This window comes from Kineosporia sp. NBRC 101677 (assembly GCF_030269265.1).
GTDB lineage: Bacteria > Actinomycetota > Actinomycetes > Actinomycetales > Kineosporiaceae > Kineosporia > Kineosporia rhizophila.
Genome location: NZ_BSTA01000003.1, coordinates 428234 through 450935, shown reverse-complemented (window position 1 = coordinate 450935; position 22702 = coordinate 428234). Strand labels below are relative to the sequence as shown.

Below are 22702 nucleotides of genomic sequence, written 5' to 3'. Positions count from 1 at the left end.
CGTCTCAGCTACGGCATCGAGGAGTGGCCTGCATGTCCGAAGACCAGAAGCTCGTCGAGTACCTCAAGTGGGTCACCTCGGATCTTCGGCAGACTCGGCAGCGACTGGAAGAGGTGGAGTCCGGCCGGCACGAGCCGATCGCCATCGTCTCGATGGCCTGCCGCTACCCCGGTGGCGTGGCTTCTCCCGAAGATCTCTGGCAGCTCGTCGATTCCGGCCGGGAGGGAATCGGCGACTTCCCGACCGGCCGCGGCTGGGACCTGGACGCCCTGCGCGGTTCCGGTGAGGACGCCGCCCAGGGCCGGGCCAGCGCCACCAGCGCCGGCGGATTCCTCTACGAGGCGGACCGTTTCGACGCCGCTTTCTTCGGCATCTCGCCGCGCGAGGCGCTGGCGATGGACCCGCAGCAGCGGATCCTGCTGGAGACCGTGTGGGAGGCGGTCGAGCGGGCCGGGATCGACGGGGACTCGCTGCGCGGCAGCCGCACCGGTGTCTTCGCCGGCCTGATGTACCACGACTACGCCTCCAGCCGGTTCGACTTCCCGCCCGAGTCGATGAGTTTCATCAGTACCGGCACCGCCGGCAGCGTGCTGTCCGGCCGGGTCTCGTACACCCTCGGCCTGGAAGGGCCCACCCTCACCCTGGACACCGCGTGTTCCTCCTCGCTGGTGGCCGTGCACCTGGCCGCCCAGGCCCTGCGCTCGGGCGAGTGCACCCTGGCCCTGGCCGGCGGGGTCACCGTGATGGCCACGCCCGGGCCCTTCCTCGGGTTCAGCGCCCAGGGCGGACTGGCCCCGGACGGGCGGTGCAAGTCGTTCGCCGAGGCGGCCGACGGCGTCAGCTGGGCCGAGGGCGCCGGTGTCCTGATGCTGGAGAAGCTGTCCGACGCCCGGCGCAACGGGCATCCGGTGCTGGCCGTGATCCGTGGTTCGGCGGTGAACCAGGACGGCGCCTCCAACGGCCTGACCGCCCCGAACGGCCCTTCCCAGCAGCGGGTGATCCGGGCCGCCCTGGCCTCGGCCGGACTGTCCCCGGCCGAGGTGGACGCGGTCGAGGGGCACGGCACCGGCACCACGCTGGGTGACCCGATCGAGGCCCAGGCCCTGCTGGCCACCTATGGCCAGGACCGCGAGAACCCGCTCTGGCTGGGCTCGCTGAAGTCGAACATCGGCCACACCCAGGCCGCGGCCGGGGTCGCCGGGATCATCAAGATGGTGATGGCGATGCGGGCCGGCACGCTGCCGCGCACGCTCAACGTCGACGCGCCCACCACCCACGTGGACTGGAGTGCCGGCTCGGTCGAACTGCTGGCCGAGGCCCGGGAATGGACCGAGAACGGGCACCCGCGCCGGGCCGGGGTCTCCTCCTTCGGTATCAGCGGCACCAACGCCCACCTGATCCTCGAACAGGCCCCTGCCACCACCCTGGACGCGCCAGCCGATAACAGGCCGTCGCCGACCCATGAGCCCGCAGCGGTCCTGGTCTCGGGCCGTTCCGAGTCCGCCTTACGGGCCCAGGCCGCCCAGCTCGCCGACTGGATCGACCAGAACGACACAGTCAGGGCGCTGGACGTCGCCCGTTCGACGGCCACTACGCGCACCTCCTTCGAGCACCGTGCCGCCGTGCTCACCGCCGCGACCGGCGATCTGGTCGGCGTTCTGCGTGCCCTGGCGGCCGGGGAGGCCGACCCCCGGGTGGTGCGCGGTCAGGGCTCGGGCGACGGCCTGGCCTTCGTCTTCTCCGGCCAGGGGGCGCAGCGCCCGGGCATGGGGCGTGAGCTCCATCAACGATTCCCGGTCTTCGCCGCGGCCTGGGACGAGGTGGCCGCGCAGCTGGATCCGCTGCTGGCCCGTCCGCTGGCCGAGACCCTGGCCGGTGACCCGACCCGCACCGGTGACGCCCAGCCCGCCCTTTTCGCCCTGCAGGTGGCGCTTTTCCGGCTGGCCGAGTCCTGGGGTCTGCACCCGGACGTGCTCATCGGTCACTCGGTGGGCGAGATCGCCGCGGCCCACGTGGCCGGGATCTTCTCGCTGGAGGACGCCTGTCGCCTGGTGGCGGCCCGGGCCCGGCTGATGGACGCGCTGCCGGACGGCGGTGCCATGGTCGCGGTGCAGGCCTCCGAGCAGGACGTGCTGCCGCTGCTGGCCGGACTCGAGGACCGGGTTTCCGTCGCCGCGGTGAACGGGCCGTCCGCGGTCGTGCTCTCCGGTGAGGAGCAGGTGGTGCTGGAGATTGCCGCCGGCTTCACCAAGACCCGCCGGCTGAGGGTCTCGCACGCCTTCCACTCACCGCTGATGGCCCCGATGCTGGACGAGTTCGCTGCCGTGGTGGCCGGCCTGCAGTTCGGTGAGCCGCAGATCCAGATCGCCTCCACGGTCGAGGAAGCCGCCGATCCGGCCACGCCCGGCTACTGGGTGCGCCACGTCGGCGCCCCGGTCCGGTTCCAGAGCGCGGTCGAGCGGGTCGAGGCGGGCACCTTCCTGGAGATCGGCCCGGACGGGGTGACCAGTGCCATGGTCGCCGGGCTGCGCGAGTCGGCGGTCACTGTGCCGGTTCTGCGGGCGGACCAGGACGAGCCGTCCTCGGCGATCCAGGCCCTGGCCCGGCTGCACGTGGCGGGCATCCGCCCGGACTGGGCCGCCTTCTACGCCGGCAGCGCGGCTCAGGTGCTGAACCTGCCCACGTACGCCTTCCAGCGCGAGTCGTACTGGCCCTCCGGGATGCGGGTCGCAGACGTCGGCGGGCTCGGGCAGACCGCCGCCGGGCACCCGCTGCTCGGCGCCGCGACCTCCTTGGCCGACTCCGGCGGGGTGCTGCTGACCGGCCGGTTGTCGCTGCGGACCCATCCCTGGCTGGCCGACCACGAGGTCGCCGGCCTGGTGCTCTTCCCCGGCACCGGCTTCCTGGAACTGGCGGTCCGGGCCGGCGACCAGGTGGGCTGCGACACCGTCGAGGAACTCACCCTGGCCGCGCCGCTGGTGCTCGGCGAGGACGACACGATGGCCGTGCAGATCGCGGTGGGAGAGGCCGACGGCAGCGGCCGCCGCACAGTGGGCATCTACGCCCGCCGGTTGCTGGCCACCGACGACGAACCCTGGACGCAGCACGCCTCCGGCGTCCTGACCAGTGGGGCCGGCGTGTCCTCGTTCGACACCTCGGTCTGGCCGCCGGCCGGGGCCGCCGCGATCGACCCCGAGGGCGTGTACGAGCGGCTGAGCGAGGGCGGATTCGTCTACGGGCCGATCTTCCGCGCCGCCCGGGCGGTCTGGCAGCACCAGGGCGAGGTCTTCGCCGAGATCGCCCTGCCCGAGAGCGTCACCGACGCCGGCTCCTACGGTGTGCACCCGGCCCTGCTCGACGCTGCGCTGCATCCCTGCCCGCTGGCCGGGCTGGACGAGGTCGATGGCGGGCGCGTGCCGTTCGCCTGGTCGCAGGTGCGACTGCACGCCGCCGGAGCGTCGGTGCTGCGGGTGCGACTGACCCGCACCGGCCCGGAGTCGGTCTCGGTCACCGCAGTCGACACCGAGGGGGCGCCGGTCTTCTCGGCCGGCTCGCTGGTGCTGCGGCCGCTGGCCACCGGCGAGGTGCTGGCCGCCCGCAGCGCCACCCGCTCTTCGCTGTTCCGGCTGAGCTGGGTGCCCGCCACAGTCGCCAACACGGTCACCGGCTCGGGTGAGCTCGACGTGCTGCGTCTGTCCGATGCCCTGGGCGCCTCAGTAAACCGGTCCGTCCCGGGCGAGCCGGGCGGCGGCCTGGGCGAGCCGGGTGCTCTGGGCGAACTGGCTGCCCTCGAACGGGTTCCGGCGGTGGTGACCGTGCGGTTGGCGACCGGTCCGGCCGGGCCCGAGGCTGCGCACGAGCTGTCCGGCCAGGCTCTGGCGCTGCTTCAGACCTGGCTGGGCGATGAGCGTTACGCCGACTCCACCCTGGTGCTGATCACCCAGGGTGCGCTGGGCGTGTCCGCCGGAGAGGCACCGGCCGGCCTGGCGGCGAGCGCGGTGTGGGGGCTGGTGCGGTCGGCCCAGTCCGAACATCCCGGACGCATCGTCCTGATCGACACCGAAGCCGACGCCGAAACCGAAACCGACACCGAAACCGGCATCGGCGTCGACACGGACGCCGAGGACGACGCTGACCTGGGTGACCGTCTTCCGGGACTGCTCGCGCTGGGCGAGCCGCAGATCGCACTGCGCGGGGACGAGGTCCTGGTTCCCCGTCTGGCCCGTGCCGAGCAGCCGGACACCGCCGCAGCTGCCTGGCCCAGTGACTCCCAGGTCCTGATCACCGGTGGTACCGGTGGGCTGGGAAGCCTGCTCGCCCGTCATCTGGTGGCCCGTCACGGCGTTCGCAACCTGGTCCTGACCAGCCGCCGCGGCCCCCAGGCGCCCGGCGCCGACACCCTGCGCGCGGAACTGGCCGCGCTCGGGGCCGACGTCACCCTGGTGGCCTGTGACCTGGCCGACCGCGAGGCGGTGGCCGCCCTGCTGGCGGAGCACCCGGTGACCGCGGTCGTCCACACCGCCGGGGTGCTGGACGACGGGGTGCTGGCCGCCCTGACCCCGCAGCGACTGGACACCACGCTGCGTCCCAAGGTCGATGCCGCCTGGCACCTGCACGAGCTGACCCGGGACCGGAACCTGACCGCATTCGTCCTCTATTCGTCGATCGCCGGCACCACCGGCGGCACCGGGCAGGCCAACTACGCCGCCGCCAACGCCTGGCTCGACGGTCTGGCCCAGACCCGCGCGGCGGCCGGGCTGCCCGGCCTCTCCCTGGCCTGGGGCCCCTGGAGCCCGGAAACCGGTATGACCAGCGGACTCTCGAATGCCGAGGTGGACCGGCTGAACACGGCCGGCACGCCCCCGATCAGCGCCGAGTTTGGTCTGGCCCTGTTCGACGCCGCCCTCGGCCTGGACCACCCGGTCGTCGCCCCGGTCCGGCTCGACCTGGCCGCGCTGCGCTCGCAGGGCGTGGTCTCGCCGATGCTGCGCGCTCTGGTGCGGGGAAGCCGCCGCACCGCCGTGGGCGGGTACCGGGCCACCGACTCGCTGTTGCGCAGGCTCTCCGGCCTGGGCGCCGGCGAGCGTCTGGAGGCCGTCCTCGACCTGGTGCGCACCGAGGTTGGCATGGTGCTCGGCCACGTCTCGGCGGACACCGTGGAGCCCCGTCGCGAGTTCCGCGAGCTGGGGCTGGACTCGCTCACGGCGGTCGAGCTGCGAAACCGCCTGTCCTCCGCGACCGGTCTGCGCCTGCCCTCCACGCTGGTCTTCGACTACCCCACGCCCTGGGTGCTGGCCGAGTTCCTGCTGGCCGAACTGCTCGACGAGGACCAGCAGGCCGAGACCGTCCAGACCGGCCGGCCCGACCAGCAGGCTCAGGACGACCCGATCGTGGTGGTCTCGATGGCCTGCCGCTACCCGGGCGCGGTCTCCTCGCCCGAGGACCTGTGGCGCCTGGTCAGCGAGGGCGGCGACGGGATCGCGGCGTTCCCGGACGACCGCGGCTGGGACCTGGAGCGGCTGTACGACCCGGACCGGCAGTCCCGCGGCACCAGTTACGTACGTGAGGGCGGATTCCTGCGGGGGGCGGCCGAGTTCGACGCCGGCTTCTTCGGGATCTCGCCGCGCGAGGCGGTGGCGATGGACCCGCAGCAGCGGTTGCTGCTGGAGACCGCCTGGGAGACGTTCGAGCGGGCCGGGATCGACCCGAAATCGTTGCGGGGCAGCCGCACCGGGGTGTTCTCCGGCCTGATGTACCACGACTACGGCTCCGGCCGGGTGCAGTTCCCGGCCGAGTCGATGAGCTTCCTCGGCACCGGCACCTCGGCCAGCGTGCTCACCGGCCGGGTCTCCTACACCTTCGGCCTGGAGGGCCCGGCCGTCACGGTCGACACCGCCTGCTCGTCCTCCCTGGTCGCGATCCACCTGGCCGCGCAGGCCCTGCGCTCCGGCGAGTGCTCGCTGGCCCTGGCCGGGGGCGTCACCGTGATGTCCCAGCCGGGCGCCTTCATCGACTTCAGCGCCCAGGGCGGGCTCGCCGCGGACGCCCGCTGCAAGCCGTTCTCCGACGCGGCCGACGGCATCGGCTGGTCCGAGGGCGTTGGTCTGATTCTGCTGGAACGACTTTCGGACGCCCGCCGGAACGGTCACGAGGTCCTCGCGGTGGTCCGCGGTTCGGCGGTCAACCAGGACGGCGCCTCGAACGGGCTGACCGCCCCCAACGGTCCCTCCCAGCAGCGGGTGATCCGGCAGGCCCTGGCGGCCGCCGGTCTGCAGCCCGCCGAGGTGGACGCGGTCGAGGGGCACGGCACCGGAACGACTCTGGGTGACCCGATCGAGGCCCAGGCCCTGCTGGCAACTTATGGGCAGGACCGGGAACGGCCGTTGTGGCTGGGCTCGATCAAGTCGAACATCGGCCACACCCAGGCCGCGGCCGGCGTGGCCGGCGTGATCAAGATGATCCAGGCGATGCGTCACGGCGTGCTGCCCCGCACCCTGCACCTGGAGGAGCCCTCCACCCACGTCGACTGGAGCGCGGGCGCGGTCGCCCCGCTGACCGAGACCACGCCGTGGACCGAGGCCGGAAGGCCGCGACGGGCCGGGGTGTCCTCGTTCGGGATCAGCGGCACCAACGCGCACGTCATTCTGGAGCAGGGCGAACCGCTGCCCGACCCATGGCCCGAACCGCTGGACGGGCCGGCTCCGGCCGCCCTGGCCTGGGTGGTGTCCGGCCGCGGCGAGCAGGCTCTTCGGGAGCAGCACGAGCGCCTGACCGAGGCCGTCGCCGAGCTGGACGCCCTGGACGTGGCCTTCTCCCTGGCCTCGTCCCGGGCTGTCTTCGAGCACCGCGCGGTGGCCGTGGGCACCGACCGAGAGGCACTGGCCGGCAACCTCGGCGGGATCAGCGGGGTCGCCGATGTCGAGGGCAGGACCGTGTTCGTGTTCCCCGGCCAGGGGGCGCAGTGGGTGGGCATGGGCGCCCGGCTGCTGCAGGAGTCGCCGGTGTTCGCTGCGCGGATGGCCGAGTGCGCGGCCGCGCTGCAGCCGTTCGTCGACTGGTCGCTGCTGGATGTGGTGCGCGACGGCGATCTGGAACGGGTGGACGTGGTCCAGCCCGCCTCGTTCGCGGTAATGGTCTCGCTGGCCGCGGTGTGGGAAGCGGCCGGGGTGGAACCCGATGCGGTGATCGGGCACTCGCAGGGGGAGATCGCGGCCGCGGTGGTTGCCGGGGCCCTTACCCTGGCCGAGGGCGCCCGGGTGGTGGCCCGGCGCAGTCAGGCCATCGCCGGTCGCCTGGCCGGGCGGGGTGCGATGGCCTCCATCGCCCTGCCTCTGGAGCAGATCGCCGTCCCCGAGGGCGTTTCGGTCGCGGCGGTGAACGGGCCGCGATCGGTGGTCGTCGCCGGAGAACCGGCTGCGGTGCGGGCCCTGGTGCAGGAGCAGATCGCGGCCGGGGCCCGGGCCCGGATGATCGCGGTGGACTACGCCTCGCACTCGGCGCACGTGGACGCGCTGGAGGCGGAGCTGGCGCAGCTGCTGGCCGGTCTGTCGCCGCAGACCCTGACCGTGCCGATGCTGTCCACCCTGACCGGTGAGTGGCTGGAGGGCCCCGAGCTCGACGCCGGCTACTGGTTCGCCAACCTGCGTAACCCGGTCGCCTTCCACGCCGGGGTGCAGCGGCTGCTGAGTGAGCGCTTCCGGGTCTTCGTCGAGGTCAGCTCGCACCCGGTGCTCACCGTCGGGATGCAGGAGACGATCGACGAGGCGGACGTCGTCGCGGTCACCGGGGGCACCCTGCGGCGGGATCAGGGCGGCTGGGACCGGGTGCTGAGCAGTCTGGCCGAGGTCTGGGTGCGCGGCGTGGCGGTCGACTGGGCGGCGCTGCTGCCGGGGCGCCGGGTCGCCCTGCCTACCTATGCCTTCCAGCACGAGCGCTACTGGCCGCAGCCGGCTCCGGCCGCCACCGGCGACGCCGGGGGCCTGGGCCTGATCCCGACGGCCCACCCGCTGCTCGGGGCCGCGGTCGGCCTGGCCGGTGGCCAGGGCGTGCTGCTGTCCGGGCGGGTGTCGGTGTCGAGCCATCCTTGGCTGGCCGGGCACGTGGTGGGCGGCACGGTGCTGTTCCCGGGCACCGGCTTCCTGGAGCTGGCGGTACGGGCCGGGGACCAGGTCGGCTGCGACCGCGTCGAAGAGCTGGTGCTCACCACGCCCCTGGTGCTGGCTGGGCAGGACGCGCGCATGCTCCAGGTGGTGGTGGGCGGCCCGGACGAGGGCGGCCGCCGCACCCTGGACATCTACTCCCGTCCGGCCGAGGACGGCCACGACGAGCCGTGGGTGCAGCATGCGACCGGTCTGCTGGCGGTGGGGGAGCGCACGGCCGATTTCGACGCCGCGGTCTGGCCACCGACCGGCGCCGAGGCGGTCGAGGTGGAGGGCGGCTACGAGCGCCTGGCCGCCGGGGGTCTGGAGTACGACGGGCTCTTCCGGGGCCTGCGCGCGGTCTGGCAGCGGGGAGAAGAGGTCTTCGCCGAGGTCGCGCTGCCCGAGGCCGAACCTGAGGCCTTCGGCCTGCACCCGGCCCTGCTCGACGCCGCGCTGCACGCCATCCCTTACGTGGGCCTGGACGCGGCCGAGGGCAACCGTCTGCCGTTCTCCTGGGGAGAGGTCTGCCTGAATGCCCGGGGCGCGAGCGCGCTGCGGGTGCGGCTGGTGCGCACCGGGCCGGAGACGGTCTCCGTGGCCGCCGTGGACGGAGCCGGGGAGCCGGTCTTCTCGGCCGGTTCGCTCACGCTGCGGGCGGTTTCGCCCGGTCAGCTCGCCGCCGACGGTGCCACGGCCGCTCGCGATGCCCTGTTCCGGATGGCCTGGACAGCGCTGCCCGACCCGGGCGGCGCCACCGACGAGATCCCCTTCCTGACTGGTGATCTGGCTGCTCTGCCGACCGTGACGGACCTGGTGGGGCTCGAAGCGCGCTCCACCGGTGAGAACCCGGTGGCCGAAGCGCATGAACTCACCGCGCTGGTGCTGGGCCGGGTGCAGGAGTGGCTGGCCGACGAGCGCACCTCGGCCGCGCGCCTGGTGGTGGTGACGCGCGGCGCGGTCTCGGTCGCGGGCGAAGAGCCGGATCCGGCGGGTGCGGCGGTCTGGGGTCTGGTGCGCTCGGCGCAGTCCGAGAACCCGGACCGGCTGCTCCTGCTCGACCTGGAACCTGATGCTGCGCTCCGGGTTCCGGCCGGTCTGACCGGCTACAGCGAGCCGCAGCTGGCGGTGCGCGACGGCGTGGTCTGGGCGCCCCGGCTGGCCACGCTCAGCTCCGGCGACGGTCTGGTGCCGCCGGTGGGGGTGCCCTGGCGTCTGGGCAGCCGTCGTAAGGGCAGTCTGGACGCGCTGGACCTGATCGCCTGGCCCGAGGGTGCCGGCGAGATCCCGGCCGGGCACGTGCGGGTGGGCGTGCGCGCGGCCGGCCTGAACTTCCGCGACCTGCTGGACAGCCTGAGCGCCCTGGGCTGGTTCCAGGGCAAGACCGGGTGGATGGGCGGCGAAGCGGCCGGGGTGGTGCTCGACAAGGCCGCCGACGTGACCGACTTCGAGATCGGTGACCGGGTCACCGGCATGTTCAACGGCTCCTTCGGGCCGGTCGCCGACGTGCCCGCGATGGCCCTGAGCACCTTCCCGGAGGACTGGTCCTTCGAGGACGCGGCCACCATTCCGGTGGTGTTCCTGACCGCCTACTACGGCCTGATCGACCTGGCCGACCTGCGCGCCGGGCAGAAGGTCCTGATCCACGCCGCCGCGGGTGGTGTGGGGATGGCCGCGATCCAGCTGGCCCGGATGCTGGGCGCCGAGGTCTACGCCACCGCGAGTGAGCCGAAGTGGGACGTGCTGCGGTCGCTGGGTATCGACGACGACCATCTGGCGTCGTCGCGGGATCTGGCGTTCGAGGACAAGTTCCGGGCTGCGACCGGTGGTTTCGATGTGGTGCTGAACTCGTTGGCGAACGAGTTCGTGGACGCGTCGGTGCGGCTGGTGCGTCCGGGCGGCTGGTTCCTCGAGATGGGCAAGCTCGACATCCGCGAGGCCGGTGACTACCCGGAGATCAACTACCACTTCTACGACGTGCTCGACCCGGGCCCGGAGCACCTGCACCACCTGCTCGGCGTGCTGATGGACCTGTTCGGCCGACGCGCGCTGCACCCGCTGCCCTCCACGGTGTGGGACGTGCGGCGAGGCCGCGACGCGTTCCGGACGATGAGCCAGGCCAAACACACCGGCAAGATCGTGCTCAGCATCCCGACGGGCTGGGACGCCGACGGCACCGTCCTGATCACGGGCGGCACCGGGACCCTGGGCGGCGAACTGGCCCGGCACCTGGTGGCCACCCGCGGCGTGCGGCACCTGCTGCTCACCAGCCGTCGCGGTCTGGACGCACCCGGGGCAACCGACCTCGTGCGCGACCTCGAGGCCGGCGGCGCCCAGGTCAGCGTGGTAGCGGCCGACGTGGCCGACCGGGACCAGGCTGAAGCCCTGATCGAAGGCGTGGACCCGCTGCACCCGCTCACGGCCGTGATCCACACCGCGGGCGTCCTGAACGACGGTGTGGTCTCCGGCCTCACCCCGCAACAGCTTTCGGCGGTGCTGCGGCCGAAGGTGGACGCTGCCTGGAACCTGCACGAGCTGACCCAGGACGCGGAACTGGCCGCGTTCGTAGTGTTCTCCTCGTTCACCGGCCTGATCGGCACCCCCGGCCAGGCCAATTACGCCGCGGCCAACACCTGGCTCGATGCCCTGATGACCCGGCGCCGCGCCAGTGGTCTGCCCGGTCTGTCCCTGGCCTGGGGGCTGTGGGAACAGACCAGCGAAATGACGAGTGTGGTCACCGGGTCGGGTCTGGAGCGGATGGCCGCGGCCGGGATGCCGGCGATCAGCACCGAGCAGGGCATGGCCCTGTTCGACGTGGCCATCGGTTCGGACGAGCCGTTGGTGGCCCCGGTGCCCGCCGACCTGAAGGCTCTGGGCCGGGGCCGGGTGGCACCGCTGTGGCGCGGCTTGGTGCGGGGCAGCCGTCGCTCGGCCGTGGCCGTCACTTCCGACCTGAACGGGCTCGCCGCGCAACTGTCCGGTCTCGCCACGGCCGAGCAGCTGAAGCTGCTCACCGACGTGGTGCGCACCCAGGCCGCTGCGGTGCTGGGTCACGCCTCGGCCGAGCAGATCGACCTGCGCCGCGAGTTCCGCGAGCTGGGCTTCGACTCGCTCACCGCGATCGAGCTGCGTAACCGGCTGGGTTCGGCCACCGGGCTGCGTCTGCCCTCCACGCTGGTGTTCGACTACCCGACCCCCGGCGCCGCGGCCCAGTACCTGCTCGGTGAACTGGCCGGCACCACGACCAGCCCGAGCGGCCCGGGCGCGGTCGCGCCCCGCAGCTCCGACGCCGACGACCCGATCGTCATCGTCTCGATGGCCTGCCGCTTCCCCGGCGAGGTCAGCTCGCCCGAGGACTTCTGGCAGCTGCTGGCCGAAGGGCGGGACGCGGTCTCCGGCCTGCCCCGCGACCGCGGCTGGGCGGCACTGGACCAGGACGCCGCCGGTGGATTCCTCTACGGTGCGCCGAACTTCGATGCTGCGTTCTTCGGCATCTCTCCACGTGAGGCCCTGGCCATGGACCCTCAGCAGCGTCTGCTGCTGGAGACCGCCTGGGAGACGCTGGAGCGCGCCGGTATCGTGCCGGCCGAGCTGCGCGGCAGCGAGACCGGCGTGTTCGTGGGCGCGGCATCTTCCGGTTACGCGGCCTCGCCCGAGGCCCGCGGACACGTGATGACGGGTCAGCTCACCAGCATCGCCTCCGGTCGGCTGTCGTACACGTTCGGCCTCGAGGGCCCGGCCGTCACCGTCGACACCGCCTGCTCATCGTCGCTGGTCACCATCCACCTGGCCGCCCAGTCGCTGCGCTCGGGGGAGTGCTCCCTGGCCCTGGCCGGTGGCGTCAGCGTGATGGCCACCCCGGCCGCGTTCAGCGAGTTCGACGCCCAGGGCGGGCTGGCCGCGGATGGCCGGTGCAAGGCCTTCGGGGCCGAGGCGGACGGCACCGGCTGGTCCGAGGGCGTTGGCCTGGTTCTGCTGGAACGGCTTTCGGACGCCCGCCGTAACGGGCACGACGTGCTCGCGGTGATCAAGGGTTCCGCGGTCAACCAGGACGGTGCCTCTAACGGTCTGACCGCTCCGAACGGGCCCTCGCAGCAGCGGGTGATCCGCCGGGCCCTGGCCGCAGCCGGACTCTCCCCGGCCGATGTGGACGCGGTGGAGGCGCACGGTACGGGCACCACGCTCGGCGATCCCATCGAGGCCCACGCGCTGCTGGCCACCTACGGCCAGGAACGGGAACGCCCGCTGTGGCTCGGCTCGGTCAAGTCCAACCTGGGCCACACCCAGCTGGCCGCGGGTGTGGCCGGTGTGATCAAGATGGTGCTGGCGTTGCAGCACAACCAGCTGCCGCAGACCCTGCACGCCGATACCCCGTCCGAGCACATCGACTGGGCCGACGGCGACGTCCAGCTGCTCAGCCAGCCGGTGCCCTGGGAGCAGAACGGCCATCCGCGCCGGGCCGGGGTCTCCTCGTTCGGGATCAGCGGCACCAACGCCCACCTGGTTCTGGAAGAGGCCCCCGACCGTAAGGAGCCGGTCCCGGAACCGCAGCCCGACCTCCCATACCCGGTTCCGGTGCTGGTCTCTGGCCGCACCGCTGCGGCCCTGGGGGCCCAGGCCGCCCGTCTGAGCGACTTCCTGATCAACACCGAGACCTCGCGCACCGACCTGTCCTGGTCGAGCGTCAACGCCCGCTCGGTGTTCGAGCACCGGGCCGTGCTCCTCGGCCAGGACGACGCCGACCTGTCGGCCGGACTCGCCGCCCTGGCGCAGGGCCGCTCCGCGCCCGGGCTGGTGCAGGGCAGCCGTTGCGAAACCGGTGGTCTGGCCGTGGTCTTCTCCGGCCAGGGCACCCAGCACACCGGCATGGGCCGAGAGCTGTACCAGCGCTTCGGCGTGTTCGCCGCCGCCTGGGACGAGGTGGCCCAGGCCCTGGACCTGCCTCTGGACGAGATGGTGTCCGGAGCGCTGGAGCGCACCGGGGAGGCCCAGCCCGCCCTGTTCGCCCTGCAGGTGGCCCTGTTCCGGCTGGCCCAGTCGTGGGGTGTGCAGGCCGAGACGCTGATCGGGCACTCGATCGGCGAGATCGCGGCCGCCCACGCGGCCGGTGTGCTCTCCCTCGCCGACGCCTGCACCCTGGTCCGGGCCCGGGCCGCCCTGATGCAGGAGCTCCCGCCCGGGGGCGCCATGGTGGCGGTCCAGGCCTCGGAGACGGACGTCCTCGCGCACCTGGCCGGTCACGAGGACGAGGTCTCGATCGCGGCGGTGAACGGGCCGCAGTCGGTCGTGCTGTCCGGCGACGAGCAGACGGTGCTCCGGATCGCCGCGAACTTCGCCAAGAGCAAGCGGCTGAACGTCTCCCACGCCTTCCACTCGCCGCTGATGCGCCCGATGCTGGCCCGGTTCGCCGAGACCGTGCGCGGCCTGGACTTCCGGCCCGCCCAGATCCCGGTGCACTCCACGGTGGAGGCCGGGGCCCGGCTGGACGACCCGGACTACTGGGTGCGGCACGTCACCGCCCCGGTGCGTTTCGCCGAGGCGGTGAGCGAATGCCCGGCCGGCACGTTCCTGGAGATGGGGCCCGGCGGGACGGCTGCGGCCATGATCGAGGAGATCCGGCCCGAGTCGGCCGTGCCCATGCTGCGCGTCGACCGGGACGAGACCGAGGCCGCGATCGAGGCGCTGGCCCGGCTGCACGTGCGCGGTATCGCGGTGGACTGGCAGCCCCTGCTGCCCGGCGGCCGGCGGATCGCGCTGCCCACCTACGCCTTCCAGCAGGAGCGCTACTGGTCGGTGCCCACGCAGCGGCCCGGCAACGTTGCCGCCGCCGGTCTGCGCAGCGCCGAGCACCCGCTGCTCGGGGCTGAGGTCGGCGTCGCCGGCACCTCCGAACTGCTGCTCACCGGACGCCTGTCGCTGACCAGCCATCCGTGGCTGGCCGACCACACGGTCGGCGGCGTGGTGCTCTTGCCCGGCACCGCATTCGTGGAACTCGCGGTGCGGGCCGGCGACCAGGTTGGCTGTGACCACCTGGAAGACCTCTCGCTGACCACGCCGCTGGTGCTCGACCCGGCCGCCGCCCTGGCACTGCAGGTCCGGTTGGACGAGGCCGACGAGCTGGGCCGGCGCAGGGTGGACATCTACACCCGGCCGGCCGAGGCCCCCGACGACGAGCCCTGGACCCGGCACGCCACCGGGCTCCTGAGTCCCGGAGGCGGCGCCGCGGCCCCCGGTGAGCCGGCCGAGTGGCCCCCGGCCGGGGCGGAAGCGGTGAACCTGGACGGCCTGTACGAGCAGCTGGCCGGGCAGGGCTTCGGCTACGGCCCGCTGTTCCAGGGCCTGCACGCGGCCTGGCGCCGTGGCGAGGACGTGTTCGCCGAGGTGCAGCTGCCTGACGAGAGCAGTGCCGGGCAGTTCGGCCTGCACCCGGCCCTGCTGGACGCCGCGCTGCACGCCAGCACCTTCCTCGACCTGGGCGCCGGGGACGAGGGCGTGCGCCTGCCCTACTCCTGGTCCGGGCTCGACCTGCGCGCGGCCGGGGCCACCACCCTGCGGGTACGCCTGACCCGCACCGGCCCCGAGAGCATCTCGATCACCGCCGTCGACGGCCAGGGCGCCCCGGTGCTCGACGTGCGGGAGCTGGCGTTCCGCTCGGTGCCGGCCGACCGGCTCGGCGCAGCCCGTCCGGACCACGCGGGTGGCCGGGACTCCGTCTTCCGGCTGGAGTGGAAGACCCTTCCCAACATCTCCGCCACCCCGCTGGAAGCCGTTCTTCTCGACCCCGACGGCTCGCCGACGTCCCTCGATCCGGTGCCCCCGGTCGTCCTCTGGCAGTTGCCCGAAACCGTTGCGAACGAACCGCTCACCCGAGTACGCGAGCTGACCACGCACGTCCTCAGTGTGCTCCAGGAGTGGATCGCCGACGAGCGCTACGCCGCTTCCCGCCTGGTGATCCAGACCGCGGCCGCGGTGAGCGACCCGGCCCTGGCCGCGGTGCAGGGCCTGGTGCGGTCGGCGCAGTCGGAGAACCCGGGCCGGTTCGTCCTGGTCGAAGGTCACGGCGAGATCCCGGCCGCCGTTCTCGAGACCGGCGAACCCCAGATCGCGCTGCAGGCGGGCGAGGTGCTGGTGCCGCGTCTGGTCCGGGTGGCCGCCCGGCCTCCGGCCCCGGCCTGGGACAGCGACTCCTGCGTGCTGATCACCGGTGGCACAGGCGGACTGGGTGCTCTGCTGGCCCGGCACCTGGTTGCCGAACGTGGGGTGCGCCGGCTGGTGCTGGCCAGTCGACGGGGACCGGACGCGCCCGGAGCGCAGACGCTGCGCGAAGAGCTGTCCGGCCTGGGCGCCGAGGTCGCGGTGGTGGCCTGCGACCTGAGCGATCGCGACTCTGTCGCCGGGCTCTTGGACCAGCACCCGATCACCGCCGTGGTACACGCGGCCGGGGTGCTGGACGACGGGGTGATCGGGTCGCAGTCGTCCGAGCGTCTGGACACGGTGCTGGCGCCCAAGGTGGACGCCGCCTGGCACCTGCACGAGCTGACCGCCGACCGTGACCTCACCGCGTTCGTGCTGTACTCGTCGGTGGCCGGCCTGCTCGGCGCGCCTGGGCAGGGAAACTACGCGGCCGCCAACGCTTTCCTCGATGCCTTGGCCCAGCAGCGTCGGGCCACCGGTCTGCCTGCCACCAGCCTGCAGTGGGGGCCGTGGGACGCGGCCGACGGTATGGCCGGCGCGCTCTCCGGTTCGGGCACCGGCCTGCCGATGATCAGCGCCGAGCAGGGTCTGGCCCTGTTCGACACCGCGCTGGCGCTCGACGAGGCAGTTCTGGTGACCGCCCAGCTGGACCCCGCCGCGCTCCGTGGTCTGGCCGACCTTCCGCCGCTGGTGCGCGGTCTCGTACGCGGTGGCCGAAGGACGGCTGTGGGCGGCGGTCAGGCGGTCAGCACGCTGCTGCAGCGTCTGAGCCCGCTGGAGCCGGCCGAGCGCCTGGAGATCGTGCTGGACCTGGTGCGCACCGAGGTCGCGATGGTGCTCGGGCACGTCTCGGCCGACACGGTGGAGGCCCGCCGGGAGTTCCGCGAGCTGGGCCTGGACTCGCTCACCGCGGTCGAACTTCGCAACCGGCTCTCCGGGGCGACCGGGCTGCGGGTCTCCTCCACGCTGGTGTTCGACTACCCGAACCCGTTGTCCCTGGCCGAGTTCCTGCTGTCCGAGCTGCTGCAGGAAGACGGGCCGGGTGTGCCCGTGGAGCAGCTGGCCGGACAGGCGGACGATCCCATCGCAGTGGTGTCGATGGCCTGCCGCTACCCCGGCGGTGTCGCTTCGCCGGAAGACCTCTGGCGTCTGGTCAGCGAGGGCGGCGACGGGATCTCGCCGTTCCCGGCCGGCCGGGGCTGGGACCTGGACGGCCTGTACGACCCGGACCGGGAGGCCCGTGGCACCAGCTACGTGCGCGAGGGTGGATTCCTGCACCAGGCCGGGGACTTCGACGCCGGTTTCTTCGGGATCTCGCCGCGTGAGGCGGTGGCGATGGACCCCCAGCAGCGGCTGCTGCTGGAGACCTCGTGGGAAGCTTTCGAGCGGGCGGGCATCGACCCGGCGACGTTGCGGGGCAGCCGGACCGGTGTGTTCGCCGGGCTGATGTACCACGACTACGCCTCGGGCCGGATGCGTTTCCCCGAGGAGTCGATGGGCTTCCTCGGTACCGGTACGGCCGGAAGTGTTCTCACCGGTCGCATCTCGTACGCGTTCGGCCTGGAAGGGCCGGCCGTGACCGTGGACACGGCCTGTTCCTCGTCGCTGGTGGCGATCCACCTGGCCGCCCAGGCCCTGCGCTCGGGGGAGTGCTCCCTGGCGCTGGCCGGCGGGGTGACGGTGATGGCCACACCGGGGCCGTTCATCGACTTCAGCGCCCAGGGCGGGCTGGCCTCGGACGGTAGGTGCAAGTCGTACTCGGACGCGGCCGACGGCGTCGGCTGGTCCGAGGGTGTGGGTGTGCTGGTGCTGGAGCGGCTTTCGGACGCTCGCCGCAACGGCCATGAGGTGCTGGCGGTGATCCGGGGTTCGGCGGTGAACCAGGACGGCGCGTCGAACGGGCTGACCGCTCCGAACGGGCCGTCGCAGCAGCGGGTGATCCGGGCGGCCCTGGCTTCGGCCGGTCTGCAGCCGGCTGATGTGGATGCGGTCGAAGGGCACGGCACCGGAACGACTCTGGGTGACCCGATCGAGGCCCAGGCGCTGCTGGCGACTTATGGGCAGGACCGGGAACGGCCGTTGTGGCTGGGGTCGGTCAAGTCCAACATCGGGCACGCTCAGGCCGCCGCGGGAGTGGCCGGGGTGATCAAGATGGTGCAGGCCATGCGCCACGGGGTGCTGCCCCGCACCCTGCACCTGGACGAGCCTTCGTCGCACGTGGACTGGTCGACCGGGGCGGTCTCGCCTCTGAAGGAGCAGGTTTCGTGGGACACCGACGGACGTCCGCGGCGGGCCGGTGTCTCCTCGTTCGGAATCAGTGGGACGAATGCGCACGTCCTGATCGAAGAAGGCCCGCAGCCGGCCCTTCGGGCAGGTCGGCCGACTGTGCCGGGTGCGGTGGCGTGGGCTCTGTCGGCCAAGAGCGAGGCTGCTCTGGGTGGGCAGGCGGAGCGGCTGGCCCAGGTTGCCGGTGAGCTGGAGCCGGTGGATGTGGCGTTCTCTCTGGCTGCTTCTCGAGCCGTTTTCGAGCATCGCGCGGTTGCGGTCGGTGCGGGTTCGGTGGAGCTTGTGGACGCTCTGGGTGGGCCTTTCGGTGGAAGCGTCCAGTCGGTGGGTGGCATCCAGTCGGGCCCGAGCCGTGGTGGCCGGCTTTCGTCGGCCGGTTTCGTTTCCGGGGTGGCTGATGTGGACGGCCGCACGGCCTTTGTGTTCCCGGGGCAGGGGGCGCAGTGGGTCGGTATGGGGGCTCGTCTGCTGGATGAGTCGCCGGTCTTCGCGGCCCGGATGGCTGAGTGTGCTGCGGCGTTGGAGCCGTTCGTGGACTGGTCGTTGCTGGATGTGGTGCGCGGTGGCGAGGCGCTGGACCGGGTGGATGTGGTTCAGCCGGTTTCGTTCGCCGTGATGGTGTCGTTGGCGGCGGTGTGGGAATCGGCTGGTGTGAGGCCGGATGCGGTGGTGGGGCATTCGCAGGGTGAGATCGCGGCCGCGGTCGTGGCCGGGGCGCTGACCCTGCAGGACGGTGCTCGGGTGGTGGCGTTGCGGTCAAAGGCCATTGCTGGCTCGCTGGCGGGCCAGGGCGCGATGGCCTCTCTGGCACTGCCGGCGGCTGAGATCACCGTGCCGGAGGGCGTTTCGGTTGCGGCGGTGAACGGGCCACGGTCGGTGGTCGTCGCTGGTGACCCGGATGCAGTGCAGGCGCTGGTCGATGACTACGCGGCGCAGGGTGTGCGGGCGCGGATGATTGCGGTGGACTACGCCTCACACTCGGCGCATGTCGACGCCCTGGAGGCCGAGCTGGCGCAGGTGCTGGCCGGGCTGGAGCCTCGGCCGGTGTCGATGCCGATGCTGTCGACCCTGACGGGTGAGTGGCTGGAAGGCCCAGAGCTCGACGCGCAGTACTGGTTTGCGAATCTGCGTAACCAGGTCGGGTTCTTCGCGGCCGTGGAGCGGTTGCTGGGGGAGCGGTTCCGGGCCTTCGTGGAGGTCAGCTCGCACCCGGTGCTGACCGTGGGCGTGCAGGAGACCATCGACCAGGCGGACGTGGTCGCGGTCACCGGTGGCACGTTGCGGCGTGACCAGGACGGCTGGGACCGGGTGCTGACCAGTCTGGCCGAGGTCTGGGTGCGCGGGCCGGCGGTGGACTGGGCGGCTCTGTTCCCCGGTCAGCGGGTCACCCTGCCTACCTATGCCTTCCAGCACCAGACCTACTGGCCCAGCGCCCCCCTGCCCGCGTCCGGCGACGCAGCTGGACTCGGGTTGGTCGCCACGGCCCACCCGGTGCTCGGCGCGGCGGTGGGTCTGGCCGGCGGGCAGGGCGTGCTGCTGTCCGGGCGGCTGTCCCTGCGCACCCATCCCTGGCTGGCCGGTCACAAGGTGGGCGAGACGGTCCTGTTCCCGGGCACGGGCTTCCTCGACCTGGCCGTGCGGGCCGGGGACCAGGTGGGCTGCGACCGGGTGGAAGAGCTGACCCTGCTGACCCCGCTGACCCTGGACGAGCACGTCCAGGTCGCGGTGCAGGTCTGGGTGGGCCCGCCCGCGGACGCCGGTGACCGTACCGTCAGCATCTACTCGCAGACCGCGGACGAGGTGGACGAGTCGGCCTGGACACAGCACGCCACCGGCCGCCTGGCCGTGGGCGAGCGTACGGCCGGCTTCGACGCCACGGCGTGGCCGCCGGCCGGAGCCGAGCCGATCGACCTCGAAGGCGCCTACGAGCAGTTGGCCGCGGGCGGTCTGCACTACGGCGAGCTGTTCCAGGGGCTGCAGGCGGCCTGGCTGCGCGATGGTGAGGTCTTCGCGGACGTTGTTCTGCCGGAGACCGAGGCGGAGGGACCGACGTTCGGGATCCACCCGGCCCTCCTGGACGCGGCGCTGCACGCCATCCCGTACGTGGGGCTGAACCAGGCCGAGGGCGTACGTCTTCCCTTCTCCTGGGAACAGGTCTGCCTGCACGCCCAGGGGGCCCGGGCCCTTCGGGTGCGACTCACCCGCATCGGCGCTGACTCGGTCTCGCTCTCGGCAGTGGATCCGGGCGGAGAGCCAGTGCTCTCGGCCGAGAACCTCACCCTGCGTTCGGTGAGCGCCGGTCAGCTGACGGCCGAGAGCGCATCTGGATCGCGGGACTCGTTGTTCCGCCTGAGCTGGACGAAGCTTCGGGACCTGGCTACGGCGGACGGCCCGGAGCCGGTCGAGCTGACGGAGTTCGACACGGTTCCCGCCCTGGTACGGCTGACCGTGAGCCCGGCGGCCGACCCGGTGGCAGCCACCCACTCGACCACCGCCCAGGTGCTGCGTCACCTGCAGGACTGGCTGGCCGACGAGCGCACCTCGGCCTCCCGTCTGCTGGTGGTGACCCAGGGCGCGGTGTCGGTGAGCGGTGAGCAGCCGGACCTGGCGGCCGCGGCGGTCTGGGGGCTGGTGCGCTCCGCGCAGTCCGAGAACCCGGGCCGCTTCGTCCTGCTCGACCTGGACCCGGCTGCGGCGGAACCGACCGACCTGGCCTCCGTGGCCATGGCGGACGAACCGCAGTTGGCGGTGCGCGAGGGGGCGGTGTGGGCGCCGCGCCTGGCCGCCCTCAGCACGGGCGACGGCCTGCTGCCGCCGGTCGGAGTGCCGTGGCGTCTGGGCAGCCGTCGTAAGGGCAGCCTGGACGCGCTGGACCTGATCGCCTGGCCCGAGGGCGCCGAGGAACTGCCGGCCGGTCACGTGCGGGTCGGGGTGCGGGCCGCCGGGCTGAACTTCCGCGACGTGCTGGACAGCCTGAGTGCGCTGGGCTGGTTCCAGGGCAAGACCGGCTGGATGGGCGGCGAGGCCTCCGGCGTGGTGCTGGAGACCGCCCCGGACGTGACCGGGTTCGCGATCGGCGACCGGGTCACCGGCATGATGGAGGGCGCCTTCGGGCCGGTCGCGGTGGTGCGGGCCGACAAGCTCACCACCTTCCCGCAGGGCTGGTCGTTCGAGGACGCGGCCACCGTCCCCGCGGTCTTCCTCACCGCTCACTACGGTCTGGTCGACCTGGCAAACCTGCGGGCCGGGCAGACCGTGCTCATCCACGCCGCCGCCGGCGGCGTAGGCATGGCGGCGATCCAGCTGGCCCGCATGCTCGGGGCCGAGGTCTACGCCACCGCCAGCGAGCCCAAGTGGGACGTGCTGCGCTCGCTCGGGATCGACGACGACCACCTGGCGTCGTCGCGCGACCTGGCGTTCGAGGACAAGTTCCGGGCTGCGACCGGTGGCTTCGACGTGGTGCTCAACTCGTTGGCGAACGAGTTCGTGGACGCGTCGGTGCGGCTGGTGCGCCCGGGTGGCTGGTTCCTGGAGATGGGCAAGCTCGACATCCGCGAGGCCGGTGACTACCCGGAGATCAACTACCACTTCTACGACGTCCTCGACCAAGGACCCGAGCGGCTGCGCAGCGCGATGGCCGAGATGATGGTCCACTTCCGCGCCGGCACCCTGCAGCCCCTGCCCTCGACCGTGTGGGACGTGCGGCGAGGTCGGGACGCGTTCCGGACGATGAGCCAGGCCAAGCACACCGGCAAGATCGTGCTCAGCATCCCGGCCGGCTGGAACCCGGACGGAACGGTCCTGATCACCGGCGGCACCGGCACCCTGGGCGGCGAGCTGGCCCGGCACCTGGTGGCCACCCGCCGCGTGCGGCACCTGCTGCTGACCAGCCGACGGGGGCTGGACGCCCCCGGCGCTCTCGACCTGGTGCGGGACCTGGAGGCCGGCGGCGCCCGGGTGAGCGTGGTGGCGGCCGACGTCGCGGACCGGGACCAGGCCCGCGCCCTGATCGAGGGCGTGGATCCGCAGCACCCGCTCACGGCCGTGATCCACACCGCGGGCGTCCTGGACGACGGCATTCTCACCGGCCTGGATCCGCAGCATCTTTCCGACGTGCTGCGTCCCAAGGTGGACGCCGCCTGGAATCTGCACGAGCTGACCCAGGACGCGGATCTGGCCGCGTTCGTGGTGTTCTCCTCGTTCACCGGCCTGATCGGCACCCCCGGCCAGGCCAACTACGCCGCGGCCAACACCTGGCTCGATGCGCTGATGACCCGGCGCCGCGCCAGTGGTCTGCCCGGTCTGTCCCTGGCCTGGGGCCTGTGGGAACAGACCAGCGAAATGACCGGCGCAGTAACTGGTTCCGATGCCGGGCGGATGGCCGCGGCCGGGATGCCGGCGATCAGCACCGAGCAGGGTATGGCCCTGTTCGACGCCGCCATCGGTTCGGACGAGCCGTTGGTCGCTCCGGTGCCCGCCGACCTGAAGGCCCTGGCCCGGGGCCGGGTCGCTCCGTTGTGGCGTGGGCTGGTGCGTACCCAGCGCCGGACCGCCGTGACCAACGCCGTGGACGAGGGGGCGCTGCTCGGGCGCCTGAACGCGCTGTCGGCCGAGGACCGGCTGACCTACCTCACCGACCTGGTGCGCGCCCAGGCCGCCGCTGTGCTGGGGCACGCCTCCCCGCAGGACCTGGACTTGCGCCGGGAGTTCCGTGAGCTGGGCTTCGACTCGCTCACCGCGATCGAGCTGCGCAACCGCCTCGGCTCGGCCACCGGGCTGCGTCTGCCCTCCACCCTGGTCTTCGACTACCCGACCCCCACGGCCGTGGCCCAGCACCTGCTGGACGAGCTGCTCGGGGCGAGCGCCGAGCCCGGCGCCGTGGTCACCCGCAGCTCCGACGTCGGCGACCCGATCGTGATCGTGTCCATGGCCTGCCGGTTCCCCGGCGGCGTGAACTCCCCGGAGGACTTCTGGCAGCTCCTGGCCGAAGGCCGCGACGCGGTCTCCGGCCTGCCCACCGACCGGGGCTGGGCCCCGATCGGCCGCCAGGTCGAGGGCGGATTCCTCTACGACGCAACCCGCTT

General features: G+C 72.8%; 1 protein-coding gene (only partly in view). It reads left to right on the top strand.

Going from position 1 to position 22702, the window contains the following annotated elements:
- The first annotated feature begins 32 nt into the window (after positions 1–32).
- Positions 33–22702, top strand: partial view of a type I polyketide synthase gene (locus QSK18_RS11115; protein ID WP_285618497.1) — the 5' portion only. It continues 25189 nt past the right edge of the window; only the first 22670 of its 47859 coding nucleotides appear in the window; it begins with the start codon at positions 33–35; its stop codon lies beyond the right edge, outside the window.